The organism is Sulfurimonas sp., assembly GCF_028714975.1.
GTDB lineage: Bacteria > Campylobacterota > Campylobacteria > Campylobacterales > Sulfurimonadaceae > Sulfurimonas.
The window spans coordinates 13,878-27,918 of record NZ_JAQTLH010000003.1 but is presented as its reverse complement, the minus strand read 5'-3'; the positions used below and the strand labels follow the sequence as shown (position 1 = coordinate 27,918).

Below are 14,041 nucleotides of genomic sequence, written 5' to 3'. Positions count from 1 at the left end.
CAGAACGGTTTTTAGCAGGATTAGTTAATCTCTTTTGGAAAGCAGAAACGGTAACCGCGGCGACGAACAGTCTCAATGGTAGTTATATTTAAAGGTTTGTCCATTTTTTGTCTAATTTGATTAATAGCAACCTCAATTACATTTGGAGTAACTAGTTCAGGCTCTTCCCAGATCGCATCAAGCAGTTGCTCTTTAGATACAATTTGATCACGGTGACGCGCTAAGTGAGTAAGAACCTCAAAAGGTTTACCTTTAAGTTCTATCTCTTGATCTTTGTAAGTGATTTTTTCCTCTTCAGGATTAATTATTAAATCTTCGATTTCGATGATATTGCTACCGCCAAAACGAAGACGAGCATCAAGACGAGCAACTAAAACATCAAAATCAAATGGTTTTCTTATATAGTCGTCGGCTCCGCTTCTTAGAGCTTCGATTTCGCTCTCATTGTCATCTCTTGCAGATAAAACCACAACAACTGTTTTTGGAGTTTTTGATTTAATGTCACCTATAATGTCAACGCTATTTCCATCCGGAAGCATCCAGTCCATTAATACTAAATCGTAATTACGAATATCTAAATAGTACTCTCCATCTTTAAGAGTCTCCACTACATCGCTTTGGTAGCCAAACTCTTTTAATCCCTCAGCAAGCATTTTGTTTAATGTAACTTCATCTTCTATAATAAGAATGCGCATAAATTGTGTCCTATAAGTGAATATTTTGGCGGAATGATATCATATTTTTAGGTTAATTTAAAGAAAATTTCAATTTTTTTTAATAAATTTTTAACTTATATTTAAGATTGGGTTTTGTAATAATTGCTTACACTCACCTTGCAGCCCTTTAAAATAGATGGTTTTGTTATTTTTAAATGGATACTTTTTATGGTGTTGAATTCTTTAATTAATTTTAAATTTATATTTTCTAAAGCATCTTCAATTAGTAAAAACTTATTTTTTTTCATCATATTTTTAACAATTTCGACAACATCTGCATAGTTTATAAAATTTTTTTGGTAGTCATACTCAATAGCAAGATTTATAATTACATCTTGAGGCGTAGTTCTCTCAAAATCCAAAATTCCAATAATGCATTGAAATTTCAAATCTTCTATATGTATCGTCATACGACTCTTTTTTCTTCACCTTTAAAAAGACGAATAATATTTGGTATGTGTTTATAAAAAAGTATAAATCCTATGATAACTACGGGAGCATGAGCCATATCGGGATGAAGTATAAAACTGGCAATCATAAGTGCAACGAGAGCCGTAAGAGAAGAGAGTGAAGAGATTTTTATAACTTTTGCTCCAAATGCCCAAACAACAAGTGCGATAACGGTTTCAAGCGGAAGCATAAACATCATAACACCCATTCCTGTTGCCACGCCTTTACCGCCTTCAAAGTTTAAGTATGGACTAAAACAGTGACCGATTACGGCTAAAACCGATATGCCCCAAAGCGTAGCTTCGCTAACTCCGGCAAAATATGCAACAATTAAAACTAAAACACCTTTGATAGCATCAAGTGCCAGTGTTGCCGCGCCGAGTTTTTTTGCCAGTGAGGGATTTGTCTCTTTGACGACTCTTAAAACATTTGTTGCACCGATACTGCCCGAACCGCTTGCTTTAATGTCTACACCTGCATATTTTTTAGCCAAAAGCAGACCAAAAGGAATCCCGCCTACTAAATAAGCCGCAATAAAAAACTGAGCATTCGTGTTAAATAAAAAGTCCATCTATCAACCTGTTAAAAATTTTTGATATTGTACTTCACATACTATTATAGAGATATAAAATCTATTTGGTATAATAACGCCACTATAAAAATATGAGGAAATTTTTTTGCAACTTACAAATGAAGAATTAAAACAAAAAATTAACGAATACAAAAAAAAGTTAAGCGTAACCGTTGTCGCGCACTTTTACCAAAGAGATGAAGTTTTTGAAGTCGGCGATATAACCGGCGATTCCCTTGAGCTTGCAATCAAAACAAGAGACGACGACTCTGAATTTGTCGTTTTCTGCGGTGTAGGGTTTATGGGACAGAGCGTAAAAGTTCTCTCTCCCAACAAAAGGGTTGCTATGCCAAAAGCGGCATGCTGTGCGATGGCGGTAATGATAGACGGTATACAGTTTGATGCATCGGTAAAAGCGCTTAATGAAGCGGGAATCCCAAATGAAAACATTTTGCCGATTACTTACATTAACTCAAACGCCGATGTAAAAGCAAAAGTCGGAGAGATGGGCGGTATGGTTTGTACCAGTTCAAATGCAAAGAAAATTATTACAACCGCTTTGCAAGAGGGGAAAAAGATACTTTTCGTACCTGACAGATGTTTGGGACAAAATATAGCAAATCAGATGGGGCTGAAATCATGCGTAATCGGTGACGGTTCAAGTTTGCTAGATGCCGACATAATATGTTTTAACGGTTTTTGTTCCGTGCATCAGCTTTTCACGGTTGAGGATATAAAATTTTATCGTAAAAAATATCCGGGAATTTTGATAGCAGTTCATCCTGAGTGTGACCCTGCGATTTGCAGTGCAGCTGATTTTGTGGGCTCAACTTCTCAGCTCATAAAGTATATAAGAGAGTTGCCGATTGAGCAAAAAGTAGCAGTCGGTACGGAATTTAACCTTGTAAACCGACTTCGTCCTAAAAATACTTATGTCCTCTCTTCAACAAAACCGGAGTGTCCGACTATGAATGAGACGACGCTTAAAGATGTTTATGATGTACTGAAGTCAATCGATGAGGGCGAACCGCTAAATGAGATATTTGTAGATGAAAAAACGCAAAAATGGGCAAAAATTGCCTTAGAGAGAATGTTGGCGCTATGATAGAAGAGTTTGTAAAAGCAACATTGGCTCAAGATGTAGGTCGCGGTGATTTGTACGCGTTGGTTGAGCCTAGTATGGATGCAACTGCAAAAATAATTGCAAAAAGCAACGGCGTTATGGCTGGAGTAGAGTATATAAATGTTTTATCAAAGCTAGAAGATTTTGAGATAAAATGGAATAAAAACGACTCACAAACTTTTACTAAAGGTGACGTTTTAGCAACTTTGCATGGAACTTCGCATGTACTTTTAAAAATCGAGAGGACTCTTTTAAATATGCTTCTGCATGCAAGTTCTATCGCAACGCTAACAAAAAAATATGTAGATATAGTGGAGCCGTACGGCGTTAAACTTTTAGATACCAGAAAAACAAGACCGCTTTTGAGAGTGTTTGAAAAGTATGCTACAAGATGCGGCGGAGCGGTTAATCATCGTATGGGTTTGGATGACTCTTTGATGATAAAAGATACGCACCATAAAACCATAAAAGATCTCAAAAGTTATATAGAAAAAGCAAGAAAAGTTATACCTTTTACTTCAAAAATAGAGGTGGAAGTTGAAGACTTCGAGATGGCAAAAATAGCTTTTGCCGCGGGAGCCGATATCGTTATGTGCGATAATATGACGCCTTCGCAGGTGGAGGAAATAGTAAAATACAGAGATGAAAATTTCTCACATATACTCCTTGAAGCAAGCGGAAACATATCGTTTGAAACCATAGAGGGCTATGCTAAAACAGGTGTTGATGCTATTAGCAGCGGTTCGCTTATACACCAAGCAAATTGGATAGATTTGTCTATGAAGATAGATTGAATCTACAGTTAAATATAAGGTAGCATTATATGGCAGATGATGCTGAAAAAAACGAAGAACCCACCCCCAAGAAGATAGAGGATGCCCGCAAAGAGGGTAATGTTCCTAAATCTCAAGATACTTCAGGGGTTATAACTCTCTTTGTTGCAATTTTAGCTTTTTTACTACTTTTTCCATATATGAAAGAGCATATAGTACTTTTGTTTAAGTACTATTTTTCACTGCTGGGTATGCCTCTTGATAAGGCACTGATGATTGATATCGCTATAGTAACGATTAGAGAGTTTCTTCTTATAATAATGCCGCTTTCTATCGCTGTTGCAGTTGCCGGTGTGGCTGCTGCAGTCGCTCAATTTGGCTTTTTATTTACGACAAAAGCAATTACTCCCGACTTTGCAAAACTAGACCCTATTAAAGGAATAAAAAATCTATTTTCAATAAAAAAAATGATTGAAAGCATAAAGATAACATTTAAATCTTTTGCAACTTTAGGCGTTGGATTTATTTTTTTCTTTTTATTTATAGTTGAGTTGCCGACCGTTGCGCTCTTTGGGCTTGCCGATCAGATGGGATGGCTTAAGGATAAAGCTCTTATTATCGCATTTGTAATGCTTTTGATTATATTTGTTTTTGCCATGATTGACTTGATAATAGTTCGAAAGCAGTATTTTGACGGCTTGAAGATGAGTAAGCAAGAGATTAAAGATGAGATGAAAAATATGGATGGAGATCCGCACATTAAAGCAAAAATCCGTCAAATTCAGATGCAGGCTTCAAGAAAAAGAATGATGGCGGCAGTTCCTAGCGCGGATGTAGTTATAACAAATCCGACCCACTATGCGGTTGCCATAAAGTATGACGAAGAGAAGTCGCATGCGCCTATTGTTGTTGCAAAAGGTATGGACAATATAGCGCAGCAGATTAAAAAAATAGCCAGAGAAAATGGAGTACATGTAGTTCAAAATCCTCCGCTTGCCAGAAATTTATATGCACAAGTAGATTTGGACAAACCTATTCCTGCCGAGCTTTTTGCAGCAGTTGCAGAAGTTTTAGCTTATGTTTATAAAATGAATAGGAAATAGTATATAATTTTGAATCTAAAGAGAGTTTTTATGAACGAAATTATACAAATGATAAAGAGCGCCGACCATATCGTTGTGGTATCCCATCTAAACCCTGATGCGGATTCCATAGGCAGTGCAAGTGCGATGTATAGTTTTTTGTTACAAAATCATAAAAAAGTTTCATGGTTTTGCAAAACAGAAATTATAGATCAAAAACTCTCATGTGTACCGTGGTTTGAAAAGATTAGAACATCTTTTCCTAGCTCTGCCGATTTGGCAATTTCACTCGATTGTGCCGATAAAAAACGCTTGGGCATAGAGATAGAGTGTGATTTGATAAACATAGACCATCATGCTGGCAACACTTTTTACGGCAGCGTGAATTTTGTTAAAGCTGATTTTATAAGTACGACTGAGATTTTATATGATTTTTTTACGACAAACGGCGTAAAAATAAACAAAAAGATGGCAACGGCTTTATATGCAGGATTGTTGGATGATTCTGATGCTTTTTTATCCGATAGAGTCGATGGCACGACATTTGCTAATGTAAAAACATTGATAGAATTAGGGGCTGATTTTAAGCTTTGTAATAAAAATATCATGAAAAGCATCTCGTTGGCAGCTTTGAGATTAAAAGCGATTATGTTTAAAAATATGTCGCTTGAGTGTGACGGAAGAGTTGCGCTATTTTGCGTCAGCGATGAAGAGATGAGGGCAAGTGGCGCAGTTGCAGATGATTGCGAAGCTCCGCTTGAAGAGTCGTTAAATCTCGCTTATGTAGAAGTTGCCCTGCTTCTTAGACAAAACAGCGATTTTACGATAAAAGGTTCGCTTCGTTCAAAATCTAGTGCCGATGTCGGTAAAATCGCCTCTAAAGTCGGGGGCGGCGGACATGCATATAGAGCAGGTTTTGATCTAAATAGCACTCTGTCTTTAGAAGAAGCAAAAAATAAAGTATTAATTTTAATAAAAAAAGGATTTTTAGTTTGAAAAGAAGAAGAAATAACGGCTCTTCATTTGTGCTGTTGGGTATATTTGCAATGATTGCGGGCGGAGTTTTTTATGTATATAATTCAGCAACGTTTGAGAAAGATGCTCCAAAGATTTCAATGCAAAGCGGCGGATATTGGAATTTAAAAAATCCGCTTGAGATTGCGATAAATGATGCAAGCGGACTAAAATCATACAAAGTTACTCTAAAGAGCTCTGCAGAAGAGACGGTTTTGTATCATGAGCAGTTTATGGTTCCTAAAGAATCAGTGCATGTAAAAGTAGAACCGCCAAAGAGTGCTTATGTTATGAAAGATAAAGAGATTAAAATAATTGTTGAAGCGCTAGATGCGAGTAAATGGAACTTTTTCAAAGGAAACAGCGTTGTAGCCGAAGCTAAATATATTATCGATAAAAAAAGACCGCAGCTAAATATTGTTTCAAATTCATATAAAATAGGCAGGGGCGGTGCCGCACTTGTTATATTTAAGGCAGAGGATGAAAATTTAAAAGAGTTTTATGTCGAAACAAATTTCGGTAAAAAATTTTTAGCACAGCCGTTTTACAAAGAGGGATATTTTATATCTCTTATAGCTTGGCCTATTACGGAAGAGAACTTTAAAGCGACCGTTGTTGCAAAAGATCATGCACAAAATGTATCTCAAGCGTATGTTCCGTTCTTTTTACAAAATAAAATTTATAATGTTTCAAATATAAAGATAAGTAATGACTTTTTAAAAGGAAAGATTGCCGATTTGGCAGAAGAGTTTGATGAAACACAGGGTATTTCCGTTCCGATAGAGCAGTTTAAAATGATTAATGAAACGGTAAGAATAAAAAATGAGAAATTGATTCATGAGGTAACGTCAAAAGTACCGACGGAAATGATTAGCGATTTTGCCATAACTGAGATGTATCCTCTTATAAACGGTGCCGTCGTCGCTCAGTTTGGTGATCATAGAATCTACTCTTATGAAGAGAAGGTTGTTAGTGAGGCATACCATATGGGAATAGATTTAGCCAGCAATGCAATGTCTGAGATAAAAACTCAAAACGGCGGCGAAGTTGTTTATGCTGCTTATAACGGTTTGTACGGAAATATGCCTATTATTCATCACGGTTTGGGTCTATATACACTTTACGGTCACTGTTCAACTCTAAATGTAAATATAGGGGATACCGTACAACCGGGTATGAGTATAGCAAATACAGGTAAAAGCGGATATGCTATGGGAGATCATCTACATTTTGGAGTCCTTATTCAAGGTATTGAGGTTCGTCCTGCAGAGTGGATGGATCGTTCTTGGATGAAGTTAAATATAACGGATGTTATAAATAGTGCTAAAGAGATTATGAACAAGGGATGATATGTATCAGACAACTATAAAAAAGAGTGTCGAGCTGGTTGGAATAGGGTTGCATAAGGGTTCTGCGGTTAAATTAAAGCTAGAGCCGTTAGAATCAAACAGCGGGCTTGTGTTTTACAGAAGCGATGTAGATGTAGCTATTCCTCTTATTCCCGACAATGTTGTTGATACGAAGATGGCTACGGTTATCGGAAAAGACGGTTATGTTATCTCAACAATCGAGCATATGTTATCTGCTATTTATGCTTATGGAATTGACAATCTTAGAATAGTCGTTGATGCCGATGAGATTCCCGTAATGGACGGAAGCAGTGCAAGTTTTTGTATGCTTTTAGATGAGGCGGGAGTAGTCCAATTGGATGTGCCTAAAAAAATTATGCTTATAAAAAAAGAGGTGATAGTTCAAGAGGGAGACAAATATGTAAAGCTCTCTCCATCACCGGATTTGAAGTATGGTTTTACTATCAAATTTCCGCATCCGGTTATTCAAAAACAGGAGTATGTTTTAAATTTTACAAAGCAAAATTATAAAGATGAGATAGCAAGAGCCAGAACTTTCGGTTTTTTGCATGAAGTTCAATATCTTCGCTCAAAAGGTCTTGCTCTTGGCGGATCACTGGAAAATGCCGTCGTTTTAGATGAGAAAAAAGTTTTAAATCCAGAGGGGCTTAGATACTCCGATGAGTTTGTAAGACATAAAATACTTGATGCAATCGGCGATATGGCTCTTATCGGTATGAATTTTGTAGGTAATTACGAAGCAATGGCGGGAAGTCATGACCTTAATCATAAGCTTACACTTGAGCTTTTAAAAGATGCTCAAAATTATGAAGTGGTAGAACTTGTCGGCGAGAAAACAAAAGAGTTAGAAAAAGCGTATGCTTAAGAGTGTTGATTTACTCTTTATTACCCTCTCTTCCCCGCTTCAAGTAGGAATATATGAAGATAACAGACTTATAGAGACTATTGTAACTCACGAAAAAAGTTCAGATATTTTGCCAAAAATATTTGATGAGCTATCACGCAAGTATGTGATAAAAAAACTCTTTTATGCCAATGGACCGGGTAGTTTTATGGCAATAAAAATAGCATATATATTTCTAAAATCAATGAGCATATTAAAAAATATACCGCTTTTAGCAACAGATGCATTTTATTTTAATAAAAATCAGCCAATCAAAGCGATTGGAAAGCTATTTTTTGTTAAAGTTTCATCAGAAATAAAAACTCAAAAACTAGAAATAGCGCCAGAGGTAAGTTTTATGCTTCCGGATGTGCTTGAGTATAGTGAGTTTAGCACAACTGCTACTCCTCTTTATGGCATCGGGGCGGTTGGATAGGAATAAAGTGACAGTAAGTGTACCGGCAACCAGTGCGAACCTTGGACCAGGATTTGATTCTTTAGGCTTAGCAGTTGATTTAAGAAATATAGTTGAATTTCATCCATCGAAATTTTTTAGTGTAAGCATTAAAGGCGAAGGTGAAGATAACCCAAAATTAAAAGGTAATAATTTATTTATTAGTATTTTTAATGAACACTACAATAGATTGACAAAAAAAAGACAAAGTTTTAAATTTACCTTTTATAACCAAATACCGATGTCAAGAGGGCTTGGAAGTTCATCTGCGGTAATTGTAAGTGCAATTGCAAGTGCTCATGAGGCTGCCGGAATTAAAGTTTCAAACAGAAGAATACTCAATCATGCGCTAGTTTATGAATCCCACCCCGATAATATTACTCCAGCGGTTATGGGCGGTTTTAATGCCGCTACGGTAGAGAAAGGAAAAGTTTTTTCCCAAAAGAAACATCTTCCAAACTATATTAAAGCAGTTGTTGTTATACCGAACAAACAGATGAGTACGGCAAAAGCAAGAACGCTTCTTCCAAAATCATATTCAAAAGAGAATGCCGTTTACAATCTTTCTCATACGGCACTCAGTGTTGCTGCATTTTTTAATGAAGATTGGGAAATTTTAAAACTTGCTTCTCAAGACAGGTTTCATCAAAAAGCCAGAATGAAAACTCTGCCGGAGCTTTTTAACGTACAAAAAATAGCGTATGAGAGCGGAGCGCTTATGAGTACGCTCTCAGGAAGCGGATCTACATTTTTTTCAATGGTTTACGATGAGGATTCGGCAGCGATAGCCAACAAGCTTAGTCAAAAATTTCCTGAATTTGTCGTAAAAATATTAGATTTTGATAATGACGGGCTTATTGTAGATAAATAAGTTCGTTTACTTCTTCTATAAATCAAGGAACTTTTGGATATAATGGCAAAAAAATTTAATCAACCTCTTAGGATGTGTATATCTTGCAGGCAAAGAGATGCACAAAACAATCTTATCAGACTTCAGTGCGTAGATTCACAACTTAGTCTTTTTAGAGGTAACGGTAGAAGTTTTTATATATGTAAAATTTGTCTTGAAGATAGCAAAAAAGTATTAAAAGCACTTATGCGACAATGCAAAAGTGGGGATAGGGACAAATTTTCGAACATACTAAAGGAGATCATCACTGATGACAGAAAAAGTTAGAGTACACGAAATTGCTAAAGAGCTAGGAATAGCTTCTAAAGATGTAGTTAAAAAAGCCTTGGATATGGGAATTGATGTAAAATCAGCAAACAGTTCAGTTACAATGCAAGAAGCTGAAGGCTTAATGAACTATATTATGAGCGGTGAACATGCAGAAACGCCGAAATCAGAAACAAATACGCCTGTTAAATCAATAAGTGATACTCAAAAAGAAGAAAAAACTCCTAAAGATGAAATCAAAAAAATAGAGACGACAGCACCAAAAGCAACACATACGGAGAGTGTAAACAAAGATACTTCCGTAAGAGAAGTTCAGAAAATCGAGAAAAAAGAAGATTCTGAGGCGGTCGCATCGGTGGCAAAAGCCGAAGAAAAAGAGACTAAAGAAGATGACAGTGCATTAGATATTGTCGATCCTAAAAAAATGCAGATAAAGCCATCCGGACTTAAAATTGTTAAAAAGAAACAGCCAAGAGAAGAGGAAAAAAATGTTCAAAGCCATGCTCAGCCGGTAAAACAGACTCCGACAGTATCTTCTTACGGCAAAATAAGTGCCGAAGTTTTAGAAGAGTTGGCAAAAAAGAAAAAAATAAAACAGAGTTCCGGAGCCAAAAAGCAAGAGCAAGGCGTAAAAATTGATATTTTTGGAGGATCTTTAAGCGAAGTTTCTATGGACATGGATGACCAGATTGTTTTACTTGACTTAAATGCTACGGAGAGACATGAAATTATTGCAGATGAGCCAAAAAAATCTAAACTTCCGAAGCCGCTTGGTAGAAATTCAAATAAAAAATCAGCGCCGAAAGTAAAAAATGTTTCTCGCGATAAGAGAAAAAAATATTCTAAGGACAAGCCGGAAGATATAGTTATAACACATGTTGAAATTCCTGAAGATATTCGTGTTTACGAATTTGCAGAGAAATTAAACCGCCCGATTTCCGATGTTATAAAAACTCTGTTTAATCTCGGTGTAATGAAGACAAAAAATGACTTTTTAGGAAATGACGAGATTGAGATTTTATCTGAAGAGTTTGGTGTAGAAGTAACTATAATTGACCCGAAAAATGAGTTTAATTATGAAGAAGATTTATCACAAGAGATAGATGAGAATGCCACTGAGAGACCGCCTGTAATTACTATAATGGGGCATGTCGACCATGGTAAAACATCACTTTTAGATGCGATTAGAAAAGCAAAAGTAACGGCTAGCGAGGCAGGCGGTATTACGCAGCATATCGGTGCTTATACAATCGAGCAACACGGAAAAGCAATTACTTTTATTGATACTCCGGGTCACGCGGCATTTTCTCAAATGAGACAAAGAGGTACCGATGTTACCGATATTATCATTATAGTCGTAGCTGCGGATGACGGTGTTAAACCTCAAACGGATGAAGTTATTAAGTTGGCAAAAGAGTCGGGAGTTCCTGTTATTGTAGCACTCAATAAAATGGATAAACCGACTGCTAACCCTGATATGGTAAAAGCTCAAATGGCTGAGCGTGGTCTTAATCCGATTGATTGGGGTGGAGATATCGAGTTTATTCCGCTTTCTGCAAAATCAGGAATGGGAATCGATGATTTGCTTGAAAATATTTTGCTCACGGCAGAAGTTTTAGATCTTAAAGCAAATGAAAATGCGATGGCAAAAGCTGCCGTAGTTGAGAGTTCATTAGAAAAAGGTCGCGGTCCCGTTGCAACCGTAATTGTTCAAAACGGAACTTTAAAAGTCGGAGACTATGTAGTTTGTGGTAGTTCGTACGGTCGTGTAAAAGCTCTGATAAACGAGAATAAGCAACAGATTAAGAGCATAAAACCTAGTCATACGGCAGTGGTTGTAGGTTTGAATGAAGTTCCGCCTTCCGGTGAAGTCATGATGGCGATGGCTAGCGATAAAGAGGCTAGAGAGTATGCACAAAAACGACATGAGTATGACAGACATAAAGAGTTGTCTCATAGTACAAAATCTACGCTAGAAGATATGACTAGCATGATTGCAGAGGGAAGATTAAAATCTCTTAAAGTCGTTCTTAAAACAGATGTTCACGGTTCGCTTGAGGCAATTAGAAGTGCACTTGGTGAACTGAGAAATGATGAAGTAAAAATTAATATTATCTCCTCAGGTGTCGGCGGAATTACCGAAAATGATGTTGAACTTGTCGGAAATAGCGAAAACTGTGTTTTACTTGGATTTAATGTTCGTCCGACAGGTAGTGTAAAAGCGTTAGCTAAACAGAGAAATGTAGATATAAGAACTTATTCTATTATCTATCAACTTCTTGATGATATGACAGGCATGCTAACTGGAATGATGTCGCCGAAATTCAGTGAAGAAAATACAGGTCAAGCAGAAGTTAGAGATACATTCAAATCTCCTAAGGGTATGGTTGCGGGATGTGTCGTTGTTGACGGTAAGCTTGTTCGCGGCGGTCTTGTTCGTGTTATTCGTAACGGAGTCGTCGTACATGAGGGTTCATTGACTTCACTAAAACGCTTCAAAGATGATGTTGAAGAGATCGGTTACGGATATGAGTGCGGTGTTATGATTAAAGGCTATGATGATGTTATTGTCGGCGATGTAATTGAAACATTCAAAAAAATTGAACAAAAAGTATCTCTGTGACAGAAGCCCAGATAAAAGTAAAGAGAACGGAGTCGGTTCTCTTAGAATTGATTCCAGAAGCTCTTGGCAGTTTAAATGATAAAAGATTGCATCAGTTAACCGTTATAGATGTCAAATGCTCACGCGGCAGAAGTGATGCTAAAGTTTACATTGACCCAGCTTCATTTAGTGAAGAAGAGAAGGGTGAGTTTTTAAAATTGCTAAAAAAAGCCAGACCTATCGTAGAAGATTTTTGTATGAAAGATCAAGGCTGGTTTCGCCCTGTAAAATTTACATTTGAGTTTGATGAACAACTAAAAAAAGCTCAAAGTATTGAAGAGTTGTTTAAAAAAATTGCTAAAGAGTAGGTAGTTTATGAGTTTAGAAAAAGATATAGAACTTTTTGCCAAATCAGTAGGTTTAGAGCTTTATGATATCTCTGTAGCAAGAGACGGCGATGACACTATCTATAGAGTAAATGTGCTTTCAGGCACTTTTGAAGATGGAAAAAGAAAGGGTGTCAGTTTAGATGAGTGCGTTAATCTAACCCGTCTTATCTCCCCTCTTCTTGATGTTAAACCGCCTGTTTCCGGAGATTATAGACTTGAAGTGGGAAGTGCAGGAATAGAGAGAAAAATCAGCTCTATAAAACAGTTTGAAATGTCAGTCGGAGAAAAAGTTGCTCTTACATTAAAAGCAAAAGTTAAACTTCTGGGGACACTCCTTAAAGTTGAAGATTCTAAGATTTTTTTAGATGTTGATGGCGAAGAAGTTGTAGTTGATTTTTCTCAAATTTCAAAAGCTAAAACATACTTTGAATGGTAATTGACAAAAAGTTTTACATGAACTTAGCCTTGAGAGAGGCTTGGAAATATCAAGGTGTTACTTTTGCAAATCCTGCAGTAGGTTGTACTATTGTCGGAAATAACGGTGAAATTTTAGCAGTGGAAGCTCACAAGAGAGCAGGAGAGCCGCATGCTGAAGTAGAAGCGTTGAAAACAGCGTATTTTAAATTAACAAATGATGAAAAAATTTTAGAACTTACTACTTCAGCTCAAATACACACACATCTTTTAGAAAATCATAATGGCTGTTTTAACGGCATAACTGTTTTTACAACATTAGAGCCATGTTCACATATAGGCAAAACACCCTCTTGCGCGACTCTTCTATCAAAACTTAAAATAAAAAAACTTTTTGTCGGTTCATTAGACTCCAATGAAGCAGCTTGCGGCGGCAATAAAATAGTCGAAGATGCAGATATTGAAGTTGAAAATTGTGTTTTAGCAAAAGAGTGCGATGCTTTGCTAAACCCTTTTAAATTATGGCAAAGCAAGAGATTTGTTTTTTTTAAGTGGGCACAGAGATTAAACGGTACGGTTGACGGCGGAACTATAAGTTCAAACAGTTCCAGAACTTTAGTTCATGCCATGAGAGATGTATGTGATTTGTTAGTTATCGGCGGAAATACGGTACGAATTGACAGACCTACTTTAGATGCAAGGCTTGCTGATGGCAGAGCGCCGGATATATTAATCGTATCAAAAAGCACGGAGTTTGATAAAACTATCCCGCTTTTTAATGTCAATGACAGAAAAGTAATAATTTCTGACAATTTTTCTATTTTAGAAAATTATAAAAACATTATGATTGAGGGGGGACAAAGTATGTTTGAACTCTCTAAAGATTTTGTCGATTATTATCTATGTTTTTTGTCAGCGCAAATCGGCGGAAATATGAATTTTACGGGAATTGAAGATAAATTTGATATTTTAAATATACAAAAAGATGAGCAAGATATAATTATGTGGATGAGAAGGGGTTAA

The 14,041-nt window shown here is 36.5% G+C and carries 16 protein-coding genes; 13 read left to right on the top strand and 3 right to left on the bottom strand.

Annotated features, from left to right (window positions below; all coding sequences use genetic code 11):
• Positions 1-20: 20 nt before the first annotated feature.
• The 3 genes from hsrA to plsY form a co-directional block, all read right to left on the bottom strand.
• Complete coding sequence (hsrA, locus tag PHQ93_RS03475; RefSeq protein ID WP_299916145.1) at positions 21-695, bottom strand: homeostatic response regulator transcription factor HsrA; 675 nt, start codon at positions 693-695, stop codon at positions 21-23.
• Positions 696-796: 101 nt separating this feature from the next.
• The gene (locus tag PHQ93_RS03470; RefSeq protein ID WP_299940919.1) at positions 797-1,126 is read right to left on the bottom strand and encodes a dihydroneopterin aldolase; all 330 of its coding nucleotides are present in this window, start codon (positions 1,124-1,126) and stop codon (positions 797-799) included.
• The gene (gene plsY / locus PHQ93_RS03465) at positions 1,123-1,737 is read right to left on the bottom strand and encodes a glycerol-3-phosphate 1-O-acyltransferase PlsY (protein WP_299940916.1); all 615 of its coding nucleotides are present in this window, start codon (positions 1,735-1,737) and stop codon (positions 1,123-1,125) included. Before plsY ends, PHQ93_RS03470 begins: the two co-directional genes overlap by 4 nt.
• 106 nt (positions 1,738-1,843) lie before the next feature.
• Between plsY and nadA the strand changes: the two genes are divergently transcribed.
• Genes nadA through ribD form a run of 13 tightly spaced genes read left to right on the top strand, consistent with a single transcriptional unit; the run spans position 1,844 to position 14,041 of the window.
• Positions 1,844-2,842 (top strand): quinolinate synthase NadA, encoded by a 999-nt coding sequence (gene nadA, locus PHQ93_RS03460; RefSeq protein ID WP_299940914.1) that lies wholly within the window; start codon positions 1,844-1,846, stop codon positions 2,840-2,842.
• Entirely contained in the window at positions 2,839-3,654 is an 816-nt protein-coding gene (gene nadC, locus PHQ93_RS03455) for a carboxylating nicotinate-nucleotide diphosphorylase (RefSeq protein WP_299941449.1), read from the top strand. Before nadA ends, nadC begins: the two co-directional genes overlap by 4 nt.
• A 29-nt stretch (positions 3,655-3,683) precedes the next feature.
• The gene (gene flhB / locus PHQ93_RS03450) at positions 3,684-4,736 is read left to right on the top strand and encodes a flagellar biosynthesis protein FlhB (RefSeq protein WP_299940912.1); all 1,053 of its coding nucleotides are present in this window, start codon (positions 3,684-3,686) and stop codon (positions 4,734-4,736) included.
• 30 nt (positions 4,737-4,766) lie between these two features.
• Positions 4,767-5,711 (top strand): bifunctional oligoribonuclease/PAP phosphatase NrnA, encoded by a 945-nt coding sequence (locus PHQ93_RS03445; protein WP_299940910.1) that lies wholly within the window; start codon positions 4,767-4,769, stop codon positions 5,709-5,711.
• A complete protein-coding gene (locus PHQ93_RS03440; protein WP_299940908.1) occupies positions 5,708-7,078 on the top strand; it encodes a M23 family metallopeptidase in 1,371 nt (456 codons plus the stop codon). The genes PHQ93_RS03445 and PHQ93_RS03440 overlap by 4 nt, the downstream gene beginning before the upstream one ends.
• 1 nt (position 7,079) lies before the next feature.
• Positions 7,080-7,964: a UDP-3-O-acyl-N-acetylglucosamine deacetylase gene (gene lpxC, locus PHQ93_RS03435; protein WP_299940906.1), complete on the top strand. Its 885-nt coding sequence runs from the start codon at positions 7,080-7,082 to the stop codon at positions 7,962-7,964.
• The gene (locus tag PHQ93_RS03430) at positions 7,957-8,418 is read left to right on the top strand and encodes a hypothetical protein (protein ID WP_299940903.1); all 462 of its coding nucleotides are present in this window, start codon (positions 7,957-7,959) and stop codon (positions 8,416-8,418) included. The genes lpxC and PHQ93_RS03430 overlap by 8 nt, the downstream gene beginning before the upstream one ends.
• A gap of 7 nt (positions 8,419-8,425) precedes the next feature.
• Positions 8,426-9,307, top strand: a complete 882-nt coding sequence (gene thrB / locus PHQ93_RS03425) for a homoserine kinase (RefSeq protein ID WP_299940901.1) — start codon at positions 8,426-8,428, stop codon at positions 9,305-9,307.
• Positions 9,308-9,349: 42 nt separating this feature from the next.
• Positions 9,350-9,613, top strand: coding sequence for a DUF448 domain-containing protein (locus PHQ93_RS10715; protein WP_367278364.1), 264 nt, complete (start codon positions 9,350-9,352; stop codon positions 9,611-9,613).
• Entirely contained in the window at positions 9,597-12,236 is a 2,640-nt protein-coding gene (gene infB, locus PHQ93_RS03420) for a translation initiation factor IF-2 (protein ID WP_299940899.1), read from the top strand. The genes PHQ93_RS10715 and infB overlap by 17 nt, the downstream gene beginning before the upstream one ends.
• Positions 12,233-12,583 (top strand): 30S ribosome-binding factor RbfA, encoded by a 351-nt coding sequence (gene rbfA, locus PHQ93_RS03415; protein ID WP_299940896.1) that lies wholly within the window; start codon positions 12,233-12,235, stop codon positions 12,581-12,583. Before infB ends, rbfA begins: the two co-directional genes overlap by 4 nt.
• Before the next feature lie 7 nt (positions 12,584-12,590).
• Entirely contained in the window at positions 12,591-13,040 is a 450-nt protein-coding gene (locus PHQ93_RS03410; protein ID WP_299940893.1) for a ribosome maturation factor, read from the top strand.
• A 17-nt stretch (positions 13,041-13,057) separates the two neighbouring features.
• Positions 13,058-14,041, top strand: a complete 984-nt coding sequence (ribD, locus tag PHQ93_RS03405) for a bifunctional diaminohydroxyphosphoribosylaminopyrimidine deaminase/5-amino-6-(5-phosphoribosylamino)uracil reductase RibD (protein ID WP_299940891.1) — start codon at positions 13,058-13,060, stop codon at positions 14,039-14,041.

What these genes read in the sequence shown, in the direction of transcription:
- PHQ93_RS03410 (WP_299940893.1), top strand. Translation starts at nt 12,591, where the DNA reads ATGAGTTTAGAAAAAGATATAGAACTTTTTGCCAAATCAGTAGGTTTA.
- PHQ93_RS03430 (WP_299940903.1), top strand. Translation starts at nt 7,957, where the DNA reads ATGCTTAAGAGTGTTGATTTACTCTTTATTACCCTCTCTTCCCCGCTT.
- plsY (WP_299940916.1), bottom strand. Translation starts at nt 1,737, where the DNA reads ATGGACTTTTTATTTAACACGAATGCTCAGTTTTTTATTGCGGCTTAT.
- infB (WP_299940899.1), top strand. Translation starts at nt 9,597, where the DNA reads ATGACAGAAAAAGTTAGAGTACACGAAATTGCTAAAGAGCTAGGAATA.
- hsrA (WP_299916145.1), bottom strand. Translation starts at nt 695, where the DNA reads ATGCGCATTCTTATTATAGAAGATGAAGTTACATTAAACAAAATGCTT.
- PHQ93_RS10715 (WP_367278364.1), top strand. Translation starts at nt 9,350, where the DNA reads ATGGCAAAAAAATTTAATCAACCTCTTAGGATGTGTATATCTTGCAGG.
- flhB (WP_299940912.1), top strand. Translation starts at nt 3,684, where the DNA reads ATGGCAGATGATGCTGAAAAAAACGAAGAACCCACCCCCAAGAAGATA.
- ribD (WP_299940891.1), top strand. Translation starts at nt 13,058, where the DNA reads ATGAACTTAGCCTTGAGAGAGGCTTGGAAATATCAAGGTGTTACTTTT.
- PHQ93_RS03470 (WP_299940919.1), bottom strand. Translation starts at nt 1,126, where the DNA reads ATGACGATACATATAGAAGATTTGAAATTTCAATGCATTATTGGAATT.
- PHQ93_RS03445 (WP_299940910.1), top strand. Translation starts at nt 4,767, where the DNA reads ATGAACGAAATTATACAAATGATAAAGAGCGCCGACCATATCGTTGTG.
- nadC (WP_299941449.1), top strand. Translation starts at nt 2,839, where the DNA reads ATGATAGAAGAGTTTGTAAAAGCAACATTGGCTCAAGATGTAGGTCGC.
- lpxC (WP_299940906.1), top strand. Translation starts at nt 7,080, where the DNA reads ATGTATCAGACAACTATAAAAAAGAGTGTCGAGCTGGTTGGAATAGGG.